At 45.0% G+C, this 14,813-nt stretch carries 15 protein-coding genes; 11 read left to right on the top strand and 4 right to left on the bottom strand.

The features are described 5' to 3' along the window. Positions 1-17 precede the first annotated feature (17 nt). On the bottom strand, positions 18-842 hold the full coding sequence (locus H528_RS0107395) for an ABC transporter substrate-binding protein (protein WP_022853691.1): 825 nt from the start codon (positions 840-842) through the stop codon (positions 18-20). A 103-nt stretch (positions 843-945) separates the two neighbouring features. On the opposite strand from H528_RS0107395, the gene H528_RS0107390 reads away from it, so the two are divergent. Then, positions 946-1,869 carry a helix-turn-helix transcriptional regulator gene (locus H528_RS0107390; protein WP_022853690.1) on the top strand — a complete coding sequence of 308 codons (924 nt, stop codon included), beginning with the start codon at positions 946-948 and terminating at the stop codon, positions 1,867-1,869. Between the two features lie 105 nt (positions 1,870-1,974). Here H528_RS0107390 and H528_RS13105 read toward each other — a convergent pair whose 3' ends face one another. Beyond that, positions 1,975-2,643 (bottom strand): carbonic anhydrase, encoded by a 669-nt coding sequence (locus tag H528_RS13105; RefSeq protein ID WP_022853689.1) that lies wholly within the window; start codon positions 2,641-2,643, stop codon positions 1,975-1,977. A gap of 100 nt (positions 2,644-2,743) precedes the next feature. On the opposite strand from H528_RS13105, the gene extKL reads away from it, so the two are divergent. After that, the gene (gene extKL / locus H528_RS0107380; protein ID WP_281167628.1) at positions 2,744-3,949 is read left to right on the top strand and encodes a multiheme c-type cytochrome (seleno)protein ExtKL; all 1,206 of its coding nucleotides are present in this window, start codon (positions 2,744-2,746) and stop codon (positions 3,947-3,949) included. Between the two features lie 31 nt (positions 3,950-3,980). Here the strand turns inward: extKL and H528_RS0107370 are convergent, their stop codons facing one another. Beyond that, a complete protein-coding gene (locus H528_RS0107370; protein ID WP_022853686.1) occupies positions 3,981-4,769 on the bottom strand; it encodes a sulfide-dependent adenosine diphosphate thiazole synthase in 789 nt (262 codons plus the stop codon). 63 nt (positions 4,770-4,832) lie between these two features. Then, on the bottom strand, positions 4,833-5,699 hold the full coding sequence (nadC, locus tag H528_RS0107365; protein ID WP_022853685.1) for a carboxylating nicotinate-nucleotide diphosphorylase: 867 nt from the start codon (positions 5,697-5,699) through the stop codon (positions 4,833-4,835). Positions 5,700-5,797: 98 nt separating this feature from the next. On the opposite strand from nadC, the gene H528_RS0107360 reads away from it, so the two are divergent. From H528_RS0107360 to H528_RS13100, 9 genes are all read left to right on the top strand, one after another. Then, positions 5,798-7,192: a sigma-54-dependent transcriptional regulator gene (locus H528_RS0107360; protein WP_022853684.1), complete on the top strand. Its 1,395-nt coding sequence runs from the start codon at positions 5,798-5,800 to the stop codon at positions 7,190-7,192. A gap of 272 nt (positions 7,193-7,464) precedes the next feature. Continuing rightward, positions 7,465-9,351 carry a tetratricopeptide repeat protein gene (locus tag H528_RS0107350; protein WP_022853682.1) on the top strand — a complete coding sequence of 629 codons (1,887 nt, stop codon included), beginning with the start codon at positions 7,465-7,467 and terminating at the stop codon, positions 9,349-9,351. Then, complete coding sequence (locus H528_RS0107345) at positions 9,351-10,655, top strand: sigma-54-dependent transcriptional regulator (RefSeq protein WP_022853681.1); 1,305 nt, start codon at positions 9,351-9,353, stop codon at positions 10,653-10,655. The genes H528_RS0107350 and H528_RS0107345 overlap by 1 nt, the downstream gene beginning before the upstream one ends. Before the next feature lie 9 nt (positions 10,656-10,664). After that, positions 10,665-11,072: a flagellar basal body rod protein FlgB gene (gene flgB / locus H528_RS0107340; RefSeq protein ID WP_022853680.1), complete on the top strand. Its 408-nt coding sequence runs from the start codon at positions 10,665-10,667 to the stop codon at positions 11,070-11,072. Beyond that, positions 11,072-11,506 carry a flagellar basal body rod protein FlgC gene (flgC, locus tag H528_RS0107335; protein ID WP_022853679.1) on the top strand — a complete coding sequence of 145 codons (435 nt, stop codon included), beginning with the start codon at positions 11,072-11,074 and terminating at the stop codon, positions 11,504-11,506. Before flgB ends, flgC begins: the two co-directional genes overlap by 1 nt. A gap of 10 nt (positions 11,507-11,516) precedes the next feature. After that, positions 11,517-11,807, top strand: a complete 291-nt coding sequence (fliE, locus tag H528_RS0107330) for a flagellar hook-basal body complex protein FliE (protein WP_022853678.1) — start codon at positions 11,517-11,519, stop codon at positions 11,805-11,807. A 15-nt stretch (positions 11,808-11,822) separates the two neighbouring features. Further along, positions 11,823-13,424, top strand: a complete 1,602-nt coding sequence (gene fliF, locus H528_RS0107325; protein WP_022853677.1) for a flagellar basal-body MS-ring/collar protein FliF — start codon at positions 11,823-11,825, stop codon at positions 13,422-13,424. Then, entirely contained in the window at positions 13,414-14,427 is a 1,014-nt protein-coding gene (gene fliG, locus H528_RS0107320) for a flagellar motor switch protein FliG (protein WP_022853676.1), read from the top strand. Before fliF ends, fliG begins: the two co-directional genes overlap by 11 nt. Then, a partial coding sequence (locus H528_RS13100; protein ID WP_033396405.1) for a hypothetical protein occupies positions 14,420-14,813 on the top strand: 394 nt, incomplete at its 3' end. The genes fliG and H528_RS13100, both read left to right, overlap by 8 nt.

The raw sequence follows: 14,813 nt of genomic DNA, 5'->3' as shown, positions 1-14,813 counted from the left end.
CTTAACGCCCGCCAACTTTATTTAGCGTTAGGGATAAAAAGTTTCTTACCCATGAGGCGGAAATTTGAAATGGCTTCTTGCCCGCGCGGGGATGTTATCCAGTCTGCAAACTTTTTTGCCAAATCTACTTTAACATTGGGGCATCTCTCAGGATTTATAATGATTACACTGTATTGATTTTTGAGAAGAGGATCTCCTTCTACCAGAATGCTCAAAACGGGCTTTGTTTTTAAATAGGCTTCATATTTGATGAAAGTTCCTCGATCGGTCAGAGTGTAGCCCTTTTTTTCAGCAGCAATGCGCAAAGTAGCAAGCATTCCTTGGCCAGTTTGAAGATACCAGGGTTCTTTTTCAAGGGATTTTGGGTCTATTCCTGCTTTTTTCCAGATCAATTTTTCTTTTTTGTTGGTGCCAGAGTCATCACCACGGCTTACAAAAAGTGCTTTTTTCTGAGCTATCTTTTTGAAAGCGTCTGTCACAGGCAGCCCTTTGATGCGGGCCGGGTCGTCTTTGGGGCCAACCACGATAAAATCGTTATACATAAATTCTCTGCGGTCTATACCGTATCCTTTGGCCATAAACTTTTTTTCTGCAGGGGGAGCATGCACCATGAGAATATCCACATCACAGTTTTGCCCCATACGCAGGGCTTTTCCAGTTCCCACGGCGATCCATTGAAGTTCAATGCCTGTGTCTTTTTTGAACAAAGGGGCCAGATAGTCGAGAAGACCGGTATTGTCAGTGCTGGTGGTAGTGGCCATGCGCAGGACTTTATCTCCAGCCCAAACTGAGCTTACCAAAAAGACACACAAAAGAAATAAAAACAGGCTAAACTTTCTCATAAATGCCTCCTTTTAAATTTTGGCAGCAATGTAGAGTATGTAAAAGTTTATGTCAAGGAATTAAAGTCATGTTTATAATATATGAACAATTGGAGGGAAGAAAATGATAAAAAATAACCTAAAGACTTATTTAACAACCAAAGAAGTTGCAGCTTTACTTGATGTCAATGAAAAAATTGTCTATCAGCTAATCAATGAAAAAGGGCTTCCAGCCACCAAAGTTACCGGCAAGTGGCTCTTCCCACGCCATCTCGTAGAAAAATGGTTAGAGAAGCACGTTGTAAATCATCCTGGGAAGGCCTTAGATTTTGAGGGGGAGTTAGTCATAGTTATTGGAAGTAATGATTTGTTACTTGAAAGAACTTTGAGTCTTTATAACAAACGCTACGCCAAATCGGTGGCGGTATTTGGTTCTGTGGGAAGCCTTCGGGGGATCGGGGCCTTAAAAGATGGGCTTTGTCATATCGCCACCGCCCATCTTTTAGAATCAGATGAAAAAAATTATAACTTCGCTTACTTAAGAGAGCATTTTGGTGAGTTTTTACCCGTGGTGGTTAATTTTTGTTTCAGGGAGCAGGGGCTTTTGGTGGCTCCGGGAAACCCCAAAAACATTAAGTCATTAAAAGACTTAACAAGAGACGACATAACGTATGCCAATCGCCCTAAAGGCACAGGGACGAGGGTTTTGCTTGAACACGAGCTTAAAAAACTAGGTGTATCCTTTAAAAAGATTTGCGGTTTTGAAAACGAATTTAACACGCATCTCGAAGTAGGCCTTGAGGTTCTTTCAGGGCGTGCTGATACAGGTCTTGCTATCAGGGCCATAGCAAAACTTTTGGGGCTTGATTTTATTCCGATTAAACGCGAGCGCTACGACTTACTGATACCCAAAGATACTTTTTTCCAAAAAAATATTCAGAAATTACTCGGCCTGCTTCAGGAGGAAGACTTTAAACTTTTGGCAGCCGAACTCACGGGTTATGACGTAAGTCAGGCCGGAAGAATAGTTTTCCCTCAAGACGACTAAATAACCTCACTTTGCAATGGGTCTCTTCCAGGATCGGTTCTTTTTTCGTTTCGAAAAATAGGAATAGATCCCCTGCGGTGGTGCTTGCAACAATGCTAATTTCCTTCATTTTACAAAAGGTGCTACGAGCAAATTTTTTTCTTCTGGTGATAGAGTTTGTAAAAAATTATGTTTTAAAAGTGCTGCTGGTTCTTTTTCTCCGTTTATGTTTTTTAAGTGTATTCTGCCAAAACCCTTCCCATAATAATTGGAAAGATCATATATAAGGCCTATTATCGCTAATTCATTGGCTTTTACTAAAGCAGTATATCTTTCCAGCGCCCAACTTACCTGAAAATCAACATTTGCTTCAACTGCTTTTTGCCAGAGAAATGGGGAAAAGTCAGCTTTGAAATTTTTAAGAGGCAGTTGCAAAGAATTCAATTCTGATACTATCCCTGAGGTTTTCTTTGAATAATCTGTCAAAGCAGTTTTAATGGCACCGCAATTGGTGTGCCCGATAATTAACAAATAAGGTGTTTTTAAGTGAAGTACACCATAATCTACTGAGCCCTGATTATTCATTATTTGGTTGCCGATATTTCGTACCACAAAAATTTTGTTGATTGTCTCTGAGAAAAGTATCTCAAGCTGCAAACGTGAGTCCGAACACATGACCACGGTTGCTACAGGACTTTGGTTTTCTCGGTAAGCTTCAAAAGTTTTAACATTTGTTTTTTTTCTAAAATTCTGGTTTGCTTCTAAAATTTCCTGTAAGAAACTATTTCCGGCCATTTTTCCTCCTAATATCCTACTTTAGAAATATATATTTTCCTTGACAGTCTTTTTCAATTTTTGATATTTTAGATTAAAAATAACATATTTGGAGGGTGCCATGAGATATTTGTTTGTTTTTGGCTGGCTTTTTTTATTGGTTGCTATTTCACAAGCAGGTGAAGGCTTAAAGTTTCCCTCTGAGCCCATTGATGATCTAGATACTTTCATTAGAACCTATGATGCTAAACGATGCGCCGAGTGTCATGAGGACGTCTATGAACAGTGGAAAGAATCCTATCATGCGCGCTCTATGGTTTCATCTATCAAGGGAATAACCAACTTTTTCCTGGTTGGGGTCCCCAAAGAATGGGAGAAAAAACTCGACAAAGAAGAAATTATGAAATGTCTTGATTGTCATTTGCCCCAAATAAAGTACGCCACGGATCGCCTTGCGGGAGAGATAGCGGATCTCATGATAACCGCCCGCAAGGCAACTGGTGCAGAAAAGGAAAGGGCCTTGGCAAAGCTGAGTCAATTAAATGTTTCCTGTTACGGTTGCCATAATATAAAAGTAGCGGGAACCGCCCCTGGAATTACAGGCCATATTGACCCAAACGTCATATACACTGCTAATGAAGACGTAGAAGCCGATCATGAGACAGAGTACCATCCTTCTCTTAAAAGGGCGTTTTTCTGCACCCAATGCCATGGTGAATACATTGCTCCAGACGGTGAAAGCATAATGTGTAACACCCTCTCTGGCAGTTATGTCCACAACTACCTGGGACAAGGTGGAAGAAAGACTTGTCAGGATTGTCATATGCGTGCCAAAGACCGTGGCCATCGCTTCCCCGGTGGGCATGATCTTGAGATTGTAAAAGAAGGTATTGAACTGCAGGCGGAAATAACAGGTTTTCGATACGGCGTAGGGAAATGGGTACTTGCGATAAACGTTGAGGCCTTCTTAACTAACAAGGCCGGACACCGTGTCCCTGACGGCTGACTCTGGTCTGGCAAAGTGGTCCTGGAAGTGACCGCTAAGGATCTTTCTTCTGGCAAGGTTTTGTACAAAGATTCCCGCACTTACTTTGAAATTGGCTTAGACCTTGACGGCTTCATGCGCTACGGTGCCTGGCAAATCAAAGAAATAGTTGATCTAACCCTTCAGCCTCTTAAGACACAACATGAAAGATTTTTTATAACTCTTGATAAAAACGTAGAAAAAGCCGAGGTAAACGTTAACGTCTACTATTACATAAGTGGCAAAAAAGGAGATCTTATACATCAGGAAAAGAAGATCATTGTTTTTCCGGAGATGCCTTAGACAGAAAAGAAGGGGGCATGTGCCCCCTTCTTTATTTTTCATTAGTTAGTTTTTCGGCGATGAGCTCTGCAGCCCTTTCCCCTGAAAGGAGCATGCCTCCAAAGATAGGCCCCATGCGGTAAGCCCCAAAGGTAGCATTGGCCGCCATGCCAGCCACAAAGACCCCAGGGTAAACTTCGCGGGTATAATTAACTGTAAGACTTTCCGCCACCTCAGCCCACATGGATTTTTCACCCATGATTTTTCCTGTTTCAGTGTTTAGTTTGGCGCCAAGTTTTTCTTGCATAACGCGAAGAACTGCGGTCTCGTGCCCGGTGGCCTCGATAACATACTTGGAGCGTACGGCAAGGGGGTCAACGTGAAGGCCAGCTATTTCGGTGGCACTCCAATTAAGCACTAGTCCCACCACACGGTTATCTCTAACCATGACGTCCTCAACCATGATGAGGTTAAAGATTTTGGCTCCTGCCTGAAGGCATTTGGCTGCAAGCAAGCAAGCCACTTCTACCGAGTCAGCAGTGTAGTAGGTTCCGTCATCCCAGGGCTCCGTGCGCACGCCGATTTCTTTTAAAAGTCTTGCCCCTTCTTCCTGGACGACGATTTCGTTAAACATCATTCCACCGCCCCAGATGCCCCCACCAATACTCATCCGCCTTTCAAATACTGCCACCTTAAAGCCCTTGGTGGCTAACTTGTAGGCAGCCATAAGCCCAGAGGGGCCTGCACCAACCACCGCTACGTCCATCTCAAGATAGTCAGTAAGTTTTTTGAAATACCTTTCAACGATGGCTCGGCTAATTTTTATCTCATCAAGCCCCATTTTTTCCTCCTTTTCATAGTATTTTGGTAGAGTTACGTTAACATAACTAAAATTTTGAAAATCTCAAGAAAGAATTTTGACTATTTTCAAATTCAGGTCCATGGCGCGCGCTGAGTGCGTAAGCCGTCCTACTGAGATAAAATCGACCCCGCTTTTAGCAACTTCACGCACGTTTTCAAGGGTTACCCCTCCAGAGGCCTCAAGGAGGATCTCTGGCTTTAAGTTGCGGGCCACCTGGACTGCTTCTTTTAAAGTCTCATGGTCCATATTGTCAAGCAAAAGGGCTTCTGCGCCTGCTTTGATGGCTTCTTTTAATTCTTCGATGTTTCTTACTTCAATTTCTATGCGATAGACATGGGGTAAAAACTCTCGGGCTCTTTTTACAGCCTCTGCCACAGACCCACAGGCTTTGATGTGATTGTCTTTGATTAAAACCCCGTCAGAAAGACCAAAACGATGATTTCTTCCGCCACCACAAAGAACGGCATATTTTTCTAGCACACGAAAACCCGGAAGAGTCTTTCTGGTATCTACGATTTTGACTTTTAGGTCCTTGACTTTTTCCACAAACTTTCTGGTAAGGGTGGCCACGCCTGAAAGATGTTGCACAAAATTAAGGCATACTCTTTCACCTTTTAGAATAGAAGCCACTCGTCCCCTTACTTCTGCCACCACTTCGCCTTTTTTAACTTCTTCGCCGTCTTTTTTAAGGGGGACGAAAACAACTTGCGGATCTACTTCAGTCCAGACGGTTTGGACTATGGGCAAACCACAAATCACAAGGTCTTCCTTGGCACGCAAAAGACCTATGCCTTTTTCCTCTGGCGGGATTAAAGTGTCAGTGGTGACATCACCATGGCCAAGGTCTTCTTTCAAGGCCTGGCGCACCAAATCCTGATAAAGCAGAGGATGCGGGGGCGGATAGTTCATTTGGACCTCCGTCAATTTTATGACAGAAAAAAATTGACACACTTTAACCTTCAAAGGTATTTTCTTTGGGGAATTCTGCAAGTCTAAAAGGTGGGTTTATGCGTGAATCAATTCTGGTCATTGAAGATAATCCCGCAGAAGCGGAAATCGTCAAGGATTTCTTGCTGGAAAAAGGTTTTGAAGTGGAAGTAGCCCATGATGGCGAAGAAGGCATAGCAAAATTGAGTGAGTCTTTTTACGATGTCGCCATTACTGATCTTGCCATGCCCAAGCTGACCGGGCTTGAGGTCCTGGAGTATATAGTCGAGCATACGCCTGAAACCATTTGTATCATTCTTACTGGCCACGGCAGCATCAAAAGCGCGGTAGAGGCCATTAAAAAAGGTGCCTACGATTTTCTAACCAAGCCTGTTGCCCTAGATGAGCTTATGCTCACCCTTGAAAAGGCCCTTGAGACGAGGCGTCTGCGTCGAGAAAACGAATACCTGCGCCGCAAGCTCTGGCAGCAATGGGGCTACGGAGAAATCGTCGGTAAAAGCAAACCCATGCGCCAAGTATTTTCCCTTATTGAGAAAGTCGCCGACACCGAAGCAACAGTTTTGGTGCTTGGAGAATCAGGAACAGGGAAAGAACTTGTGGCAAGGGCTATTCATGCCGCAAGCAGCAGACGTGATGGGCCATTTGTGCCGGTTAATTGTGGGGCTATTCCTGAAGAACTCCTTGAGTCCGAACTTTTTGGTCATGAACGTGGCGCTTTTACCGGTGCGGTGAAAACACGTATCGGCCGCTTTGAGCTGGCCCATGGGGGTACCATCTTTCTTGATGAAATCGCTGAGATGAGCCCCAAGCTCCAGGTAAAGCTCTTGAGGGTGCTTCAGGATCATGCTTTCGAAAGGGTAGGGGGGACGCGCTCTATCAAGGTCGATATTCGGGTCATTGCCGCTACCAATAAAGATCTTGAAAAAGAAGTAAAAGAAGGTCGTTTTCGCGAAGATCTTTATTACCGTTTGAATGTCATCCCCATCAAACTCCCCCCGTTAAGGGAGCGTAAAGAAGATATTCCACTTTTGATTGACCATTTCTTGGCACGTTTTAACCGCCAGAAAAAAAGAAACATAAAAGGCATTACCAAAGAAGCCCTTTCCTGCCTTATGGGCCATAATTGGCCGGGAAACGTGCGTGAGCTTGAAAACGTAGTCGAACGCATGGTGATTCTTTCAAACGGAGAATACCTTGATTTAGAAGACGTGCCGGAATATATCCTTGAAAAGGTTCAAGGGAGTTGTTCGCCAGGTGTCCAGGATTTTGACATCCCTGAGGAAGGCATTTATTTACAACAAATGGTAGCAGAGTTTGAAAAAAATCTCATTATCAAGGCCCTTGAGAAGACGGGATGGGTTAAAAATCGCGCGGCAAAGCTTCTGCATATCAATCGTACCACCCTTATCGAAAAGATGAAAAAACAAAAAATCATGACCCCCAAAGCGAATTAGTGTCAAAATTTTGGCTAAAATTTAGTTTAGGCCTTCCGTCCTCTATGTAACCTTCAAATATAACGTCGATTTTCGAGCTACTCTTTTCAGGCACAAGCTTTGCTATCTTTAGCTCCACGATGAGTTTTTTGTTATTGGAGACCTTTGCAAAATTGGCGAGATTTGTGTTTGCAGCACAGCCGCAAGGGATCCGTTCCCATTTTTCGGATCGAAAAATAGGAAGGTATCCTAGCACAGACCTCAGGAAAAGTGTTTTGCTAGGGTCTCTATTGGTGTTTCTTACATTGGTATTTTTTACCCCTGCTTTCGCCACCGAAGGGGCAAAATGGTGGTATGAGCAGGCCAGGACCTTTTACCAAGAGGGTGACCACGACCGTGCCCTTGCCCTTCTTGAAGAACTTGAAAAACGCTTTCCCAAAGAAAGGCCCTTGGTGGCCAAGGCGCGACTCCTTGCCGCTGAAATCTATTTTGAACGAAATGATTATCAAAAAGTCCTGGATCTCTTAAGGCCATTAATAAAGGAAGCAGATCTTCCACCAAGGGCATACATCTTGCTCGCTGCAAGTGCGGAAGCCCTTGGTCTTTATGAAGATGCCCTGACTTATGTCAGGTTTCTAAAGACCAAGTTTCCGGAATGTCCGGAAATTTGTGAAGGCAACTTAATCGCGGCACGCATTTTTCTTGCCCGCAAAATTCCTGAAAAGACCAAACGTCTTGCTGATATGGTCTTTTCTTCTGACAAGTGCAAGCTTGAAGAAAAGGCAAAGGCCATTTCGATCTTGCTTAAGGCAGGGGAGTCTCCTGAAAAATTTTTGGCTTTTTTGGAAAAAAACCCTTCTGCTAAGACCAGGGCCCCTCAAATCTTAAAAACCCTTGCCCTTTACCACTTAAAACAAGGCAATATTAAAAAGGCTGAAGAAGAAATTTTTGAGTATTTAAATCTTTCTGGTCAAATAAAAGAGACCCCTTCTTTGCTTTTTAAGCTGGGCGAGGCCTATTTTTCCCGTAAAGACTACCGGGCTGCCCGGCGCATCTTTGAGCTTATTTATACTTCCTGGCCGCAGGAGCCTGAAGGCACTTACGCCAAATTCAGACTCTATCAGATGCGCTATCTCTTTGAAGAAAAAATTGGCATAAAAAGACCGGAAACCAGGAGGTTCCTTTTAAATCTCTGTCGTTTGCTTAAAAAAGATTATCCCAATGCCCCTATCACCGAAGAAGCCCATGCCTTTGAAATAAAGCTTCTTTTAGAGGACAAAAACATCGAAGCCTGTCTTAAAAGCGTCTGGGATTTCTTAAAGAAATATCCCAAATCTTCATACTTATCAGAGGTTTATCCGGTTCTTTGTCGCGCAGCTTCCCTTTGGGAGCAGGCCCTTTTGGGAGAAAAACGCTACCAGGAAATCATTACGTTTTTTGCTGAGCACAAAAATGCTTTGACAAAGGCCAGCTGTGCTATGAGTTTTTACTGGGCAGCCCAGGCCTATCTTAAGCTTGGCCTTGACACCAAAGCGCGCCTAATCCTTCTAGAAGGCTACTTCCTGCCCATCCCAGCTAATTGGAAAGCTGACTACCTTCTCAGTTTATGCGAGCTACTCCTTAAAGGCGATAAAGAGGCTAAATCCCTTTCCGGGAAGATACTTGAAAAATATGCAGAAAAAGATGAAACTGCGGGGGAAAATCCTTATTATCGTTATTTGCTTGGGCTTTATAAAGAATCACAGGGGGCTTTGGTATCAGCCATTCCTGACTTTGAATTCGCATACCAAAAAACCCAAGACCCTGAACTCAAAAAAGATATTCTTCACAAAATTCTCTATCTTTATGTCCAGGTAGGCCGCTACGAGAAGGCCCTTAACCTTTTGAAGAAAGCCCAAAAGGTTGACGCTCTTTTAGGTAAAACCCTGGCTCTTAAAACCCTTTCAGAGGAAAAATACAGTCTTTGTGCCCAGGTTCTTTCTTTTCTTCAAAAGAAATTTCCAGATGACCGGGAACTTCTTTGGATAAAAGGCCTTTTACTTGAAAGACAGGGTGAGGCTGAAACCGCCCTTGCGCTCTGGCAAAAGTTATCCCAGGAAAAAGATCTCTACGGGCGCCTTTCTTCTACCTTGGTCAAGGCGCAAGAACTGGTAGATGCGGCAAGAAGTGAGATTTACTGATGAGTAAAGAGATCCTGATACTTGATACCAAAGAAGGCGATTTAGGAGAGCTTGTTCAAAGGCTCCTTGAAAAAGGTGCCTCTTTGGCCTTTGCTCATGACAAAAAAGACGCCCTTTCTCTGATTGAGGACAGGGAGTTTTCCCTTGCCCTTGTAAACCTTGAAAATGAAACCACAGGAAGGCTCGCCATTTTAAAAGAATTATCAACCTATGATCCCCTTCTTCCGGTTATTTTGTTTACCGCAACAGTTGATCTTGAAGAAGCGGTGGCTGCGGTGAAACAAGGGGCCTTTGATTATCGGCTGCTATCTACTGATCCGGATCTCCTTTGCGAGATAGCCTTAAAAGCCGCGCGCGAAACCGATCACTCTTTTACAGAAGGGAATTTTCTTACCGCAAATAAAAGGCTTAAGGCACTTCTTACTCGCCTTAAAGAGATTGCCAAAAGCAAAGCCACTGTGCTTATTACCGGTGAGTCTGGGACAGGCAAAGAGGTTCTTGCTCGTTTTATTCATCAGGAAAGTGATCGCGCAAGAGGGCCTTTTATCGCCATAAACTGTGCGGCCCTTCCTGAGAATCTCCTGGAATCAGAGCTTTTTGGTTATGAAAAAGGTGCCTTCTCTGGAGCTTTTACCAGAAAGCTTGGCAAATTTGAGCTGGCAAACGGGGGGACCATTCTCCTTGACGAGATCACTGAGATGCCCCTTGCTCTTCAGGCCAAGTTCCTGCGCGTGCTTCAAGAAGGCGAAGTTGACCGCCTTGGCGGGGCTTATCCCGTAAAGATTGACGTGCGTGTTATCGCCACCACCAATCGTGATATAGCCGCAGAAGTTGCCAAAGGTAATTTTCGTGAAGATCTTTACTTTCGCCTTAACGTCATACCCGTTGAGCTTCCGCCTTTAAGGGAGCGCCCAGAAGATATCAAGCTTCTTGCCCAAAAATTTTGCGAAGATTTTGCCAAGAAATACAGTCGCGAAATAAAAGGTTTTGACCAGGGAGTTCTTGAAAAACTTACCCAGTACTCCTGGCCAGGAAATGTCCGTGAATTGAAAAACCTTATTGAACGCGGGGTGCTTCTGGCCAAAGGTCCCTGGATTAGGCTTGAGGACTTATTTCCGGGGAGCTTCAAACGCAATGGTAAAGAGATTCCGCTTAAACCCTTAAAAGAAGTGGAAAGGGAAATGATTATGAAGGCCCTTGCCGCAGCCAACGGGAACCGAACAAAGGCTGCGGAAATCCTTGGTATCAGTGTGCGCACCCTGCGTAACAAACTCCAGGTTTATAGAGAAGCCGGGCTTTTTTAGGAGGGGGATATGATAGGAGAAAAACTTTTTGGAAAGACCTGGCAGGTGGTAACCCAGGCCCTTAAGGTGCGCCTGGCACGCCATGATGTTATTGCGGCAAACATTGCCAATGTTGACACCCCTGGCTACCGGGCCAAAGACATTCCCTTTGAAAAGGTCATGCAGGCATATCTTAAAGGAAGCCCTCCTCTTAAGCTCACTAACCCGAGGCATATTAAGCCAGGGCTTTCGCCAGATGGTTCTTACCCACTTGAAGAAGAGAGCCCTCCTGTGGAAGGGACCCCTAATAATGTTTCCCTTGAAGCGGAGATGGCCAAACTTTCTGAAAATAACCTCATGTATCAGGCCACCATCCAGGCCCTGATGAAAGAAATAGCTCTTCTTAAAGAGGCAATTACCGAAGGAGGTAAGAGATAATGAAACTTCTTACGGCTTTGCGTTTGGCTTCAAGTGGTCTTTCGGTGCAACGCACCCGCCTTAACATCACGGCTATGAATCTTGCCAACGCAAACGTAACCCGCACGCTAACAGGTGAACCTTATCGTGCGGAAAACGTAATAGTTGAAGCAACACCTTTTGCCCAAGATCTTGAAAAAGAACTGGGAAGCCTGGCAGATAAACTTTACGCCCCAAAGGTCCTTACCATAGTGGAAGACCAAAGCCCATTTCGCGAAGTTTATGACCCCGGGCATCCTGATGCCGATGAACGTGGCATAGTGCGTTATCCAAACGTGGATGTATTCACCGAAATGGTAGAGCTTCTTTCAGCCTCAAGGGCCTATGAAGCCAATCTCTCGGTAGTTTCTACCACCAAAACTATGGCCATGAAGACTTTGGAAATTCTGAAGTAAGGAGTTCGCTATGAAGATAAACAGCCTTGGTAATCCTTATGGTCTTAACAGTTTGCCAAAGAAGCAAACCCAGGAGGCGCAAGAAAACTTTTTAAACTTACTCAAACAGGAAATAAAAACCGTTGACGCCGCACAGAAAGTGGCCGCGGAAAACTTAAAGGCCTTTGCTTCAGGGGAAAACCCTGACCTTGCCGGTCTAACTCTTTCCCTTACTAAGGCGGACCTTTCTTTTCGTTTCTTGCTTCAAGTGCGCAACAAGGTGCTTCAGGCGTACGAAGAAATTATGCGCATGCAATTATAGCTAAGGAGATAAGCGATGGCCTTTCCGGCGCCTAAAGATGTAATCACACAGCTTAGAGACTTCTGGGCAAGTCTTTCCAAAGAACAGCGCATTGCAGCCATTGGTACAGTTTTGCTGGTCACCGTAGGCTTGCTTGGGCTTATTTATTACGCCAACCGCACAGAATGGGGGCTCCTTTATCGCGGCCTTCCTGAAGAACAGGCCGCCAAAGTTATTGATTTTTTAAAGCAAGAAAAGATTCCCTATCAAGTTTCTCAGGATGGAGCCATTAAAGTCCCACGGGACAAAGTCCCCGAGGTGCGCATGGCCCTTGCTAGCCACGGGCTTTTAAGCCCTGATCTTGCCGGCTTTGAGATTTTTGACAAAAACCAGCTTGGAGCCACGGACTTTCTTGAGCGGGTAAACTACCAGCGGGCTTTAGAAGGTGAGCTGTCTCGCACGATAATGAGTCTTTCTGCGGTGGAAGCCGCAAGGGTCCATCTGGCCCTTCCCAAAGAAAGTGTTTTCATCGAGGAAGAAAAGCCGCCCAAAGCCTCTGTTTTTGTAAAGTTAAAAGAAGGAAAAAGGCTTACCCGCCGGGAAGTAGAAGGAATAGTGAACCTGGTGGCAAGCGCTGTACCAGGGCTTAGCCCGGAAAACGTAACAGTGGTTGATACTAAGGGCAAGGTGCTTTATCGCGCTGAGACCCCTGAAGAACGCCTTACTTCCGAGCAACTTGCCTACCGCAAACAACTTGAGTCTTCTTACCAGGAAAAAATCGAATCTCTTTTAGCCCAAGCCCTTGGGCCTGGACATGCTATTGCGCAGGTCTCCGTGGATGTAGACTTTACCAAAGAAGTTAGAAACGAAGAAACTTATGATCCTGAGGGCACCGCGGTAAGGAGTGAGCTAAGCGAAGAAAGCACGAAAGAAGGGGTTTCAGAGGGGGGGATCCCTGGGGTAAAGGGGGCTCTTGCCAACAAGGTAGAAGGAAATACCAAAAGTCTTTCCCAAACCCAGCGCGAGACCAAGCGCAGTATCACCAGAAATTACGAAGTAAGCAAAGTGGTGCGGCACCAGGAGTTTATGCCCGGCACGATAAGGAATATTTCTGTAGCCGTTTTGGTTGATGCTGCCGTTCTTTCTCAGGGGGCTAAAAAAGGCGAAGCCCAGGCTGCGGAAGACCAGCTTGCGCAGGTAGAAAAGCTGGTCAAGGGAGCTATTGGCTACAACCCCGACCGGGGGGACCACGTAGAAGTTACCATGCTGCCTTTCAGGGGGTTTGAGGAACTTAAGCCTGAGGCCAGCTGGCTATCTTATGCGGAACGCTTTAGCAGGCCTATTATTGAATTTCTCCTGATTGTGCTTTTCTTGCTCCTGGTGATAAGGCCGGTGCTTAAGACCTTTCTCAAGCGCCTTGAGCCTGAACCCGAGCCAGAGCCTCAGGAGGCCTTAACTGAAGAAGAAAAAGAGGCCCTGGAGGCTGAAGAGCCCACTCCGCTTCCGCAAGAGATTGCCTTAAACATCATTCATAACCAGCCTGAGCGGGCGGCAGTGCTCGTAAAACGCTGGTTAGCAGAAGAATCAGAAGAAGAAAGACAAAAAGCCTTAAAGGAGGCTGAGGCCCATGCCCGTTAAAATAGACCCTGAAAACCTAACTGGCCCTCAAAAGGCCGCTATCTTCCTGCTAACCATGGGAGAAGAGTTTACCGCTGAGGTTTACAAATATCTCTCAGAAGAGGAGATAAAACGTATTGGCGTTGAAATGGCACGCCTTGACTATATTCCTGCAGAAGCTGTTAAAAAAGTGCTTGACGAAGCTAACATGGAAAGCAGAGAGTTACTTGCTGATCTTACGGTTTCCCCTGACGACTTTCTGCAGCAGAGTTTGCTTAAGGCCTACGGTGAACGCGGAAAAGAGATATACGAAGAAATACGCCAGGAGCTTGGCCCTAAAGTTTTTGAAAAACTCCGCCGTCTTGATCCGCGCACCATTGCCAATTTCTTGAGAAACGAACACCCCCAGACTATTGCTATTATTCTGGTTCACCTTGATCCTGACAAAGCCGGCCAGGTAATAGCCCATCTCCCTGAAAATTTGCGTAGTGAAGTGGTTTACCGGGTAGCAGAGCTGGATAAAGTTGACCCTGAGATCATCCAGGAAATTAGCGCTGCCCTTGAAGAAGAATTAGAAGCGGTGGGTGGAACCTTCAGCAAAAAACTTGGCGGTGTTGAACGTGCGGCGGAAATCCTTTCTCATGTAAGCCGTGACCTTGAAGAAGAAATTCTTTCTGAAGTGGAAGAAGAAAATCCACACCTTGCCGAAGAAGTACGGAAATATCTCTTCACCTTTGAAGACCTTCTTAAGGTGGACGATACCGCTATCCAGGCCATCTTGAAAGAGATTTCCACCGAAGACCTAAAGCTTGCCTTGAAGACTGCCTCAGAAGAGCTACGTGAGAAGTTCTTGAGCAATATGAGCTCAAGGGCTGCCCAGTTGCTTAAAGAAGACCTTGAAATCATGGGCCCTGTGCGGGTAGCTGACGTAGAAGCAGCCCAGCAAAACATTATCAAAGTGGCCAAACGCCTTGAACAAGAAGGAAAAATTGTGCTGGCCGTAGGGGAGGATGAATTTGTCTAAGATAATCAAAGGCGGAAAAACCAAGGTTTTTAATTTCTTTCTCCCTGAAGAAAAAGAAGAAAATTTCAGTGCCTTTTGCGAACTTTTGCCCGAGGAAGCCTGGCAAGAAATCGAAAGAAAAAGAGCTGAACAACAAAAAAAACATGAACAGATAGATCAAGAAAATGTTTCAACCATTGAAAATAACGTATCTTCTGAAGAGATCATAACTGAAGAAGAAAATAAAAATCTCCCTGAAGAAACAGAGAGCGAGGCTGAAAGCTTTGATATTTCCCAATTAAGCATTGAAGATTTGCGTGCTCATCCGGAAGTATCCCAGCGCATTGCCCTTATTGAGCAAGAGGCCTATGAAAAAGGCTTTGCCCAGGGGCAAAAAGACGGTGAGG

The sequence above is a fragment of the Thermodesulfatator atlanticus DSM 21156 genome, from assembly GCF_000421585.1.
Classification (GTDB): Bacteria; Desulfobacterota; Thermodesulfobacteria; order Thermodesulfobacteriales; family Thermodesulfatatoraceae; genus Thermodesulfatator; species Thermodesulfatator atlanticus.
This window is presented reverse-complemented; position numbering and strand designations above follow the sequence as displayed.

Excerpts from the sequence above, each read along its gene's own strand:
- flgB (WP_022853680.1), top strand. The coding sequence starts at position 10,665 with ATGATAGGAGAAAAACTTTTTGGAAAGACCTGGCAGGTGGTAACCCAG.
- H528_RS0107390 (WP_022853690.1), top strand. The coding sequence starts at position 946 with ATGATAAAAAATAACCTAAAGACTTATTTAACAACCAAAGAAGTTGCA.
- fliG (WP_022853676.1), top strand. The coding sequence starts at position 13,414 with ATGCCCGTTAAAATAGACCCTGAAAACCTAACTGGCCCTCAAAAGGCC.
- H528_RS13105 (WP_022853689.1), bottom strand. The coding sequence starts at position 2,643 with ATGGCCGGAAATAGTTTCTTACAGGAAATTTTAGAAGCAAACCAGAAT.
- H528_RS0107370 (WP_022853686.1), bottom strand. The coding sequence starts at position 4,769 with ATGGGGCTTGATGAGATAAAAATTAGCCGAGCCATCGTTGAAAGGTAT.
- fliE (WP_022853678.1), top strand. The coding sequence starts at position 11,517 with ATGAAGATAAACAGCCTTGGTAATCCTTATGGTCTTAACAGTTTGCCA.
- fliF (WP_022853677.1), top strand. The coding sequence starts at position 11,823 with ATGGCCTTTCCGGCGCCTAAAGATGTAATCACACAGCTTAGAGACTTC.
- H528_RS0107395 (WP_022853691.1), bottom strand. The coding sequence starts at position 842 with ATGAGAAAGTTTAGCCTGTTTTTATTTCTTTTGTGTGTCTTTTTGGTA.
- flgC (WP_022853679.1), top strand. The coding sequence starts at position 11,072 with ATGAAACTTCTTACGGCTTTGCGTTTGGCTTCAAGTGGTCTTTCGGTG.
- H528_RS0107345 (WP_022853681.1), top strand. The coding sequence starts at position 9,351 with ATGAGTAAAGAGATCCTGATACTTGATACCAAAGAAGGCGATTTAGGA.
- H528_RS0107360 (WP_022853684.1), top strand. The coding sequence starts at position 5,798 with ATGCGTGAATCAATTCTGGTCATTGAAGATAATCCCGCAGAAGCGGAA.
- nadC (WP_022853685.1), bottom strand. The coding sequence starts at position 5,699 with ATGAACTATCCGCCCCCGCATCCTCTGCTTTATCAGGATTTGGTGCGC.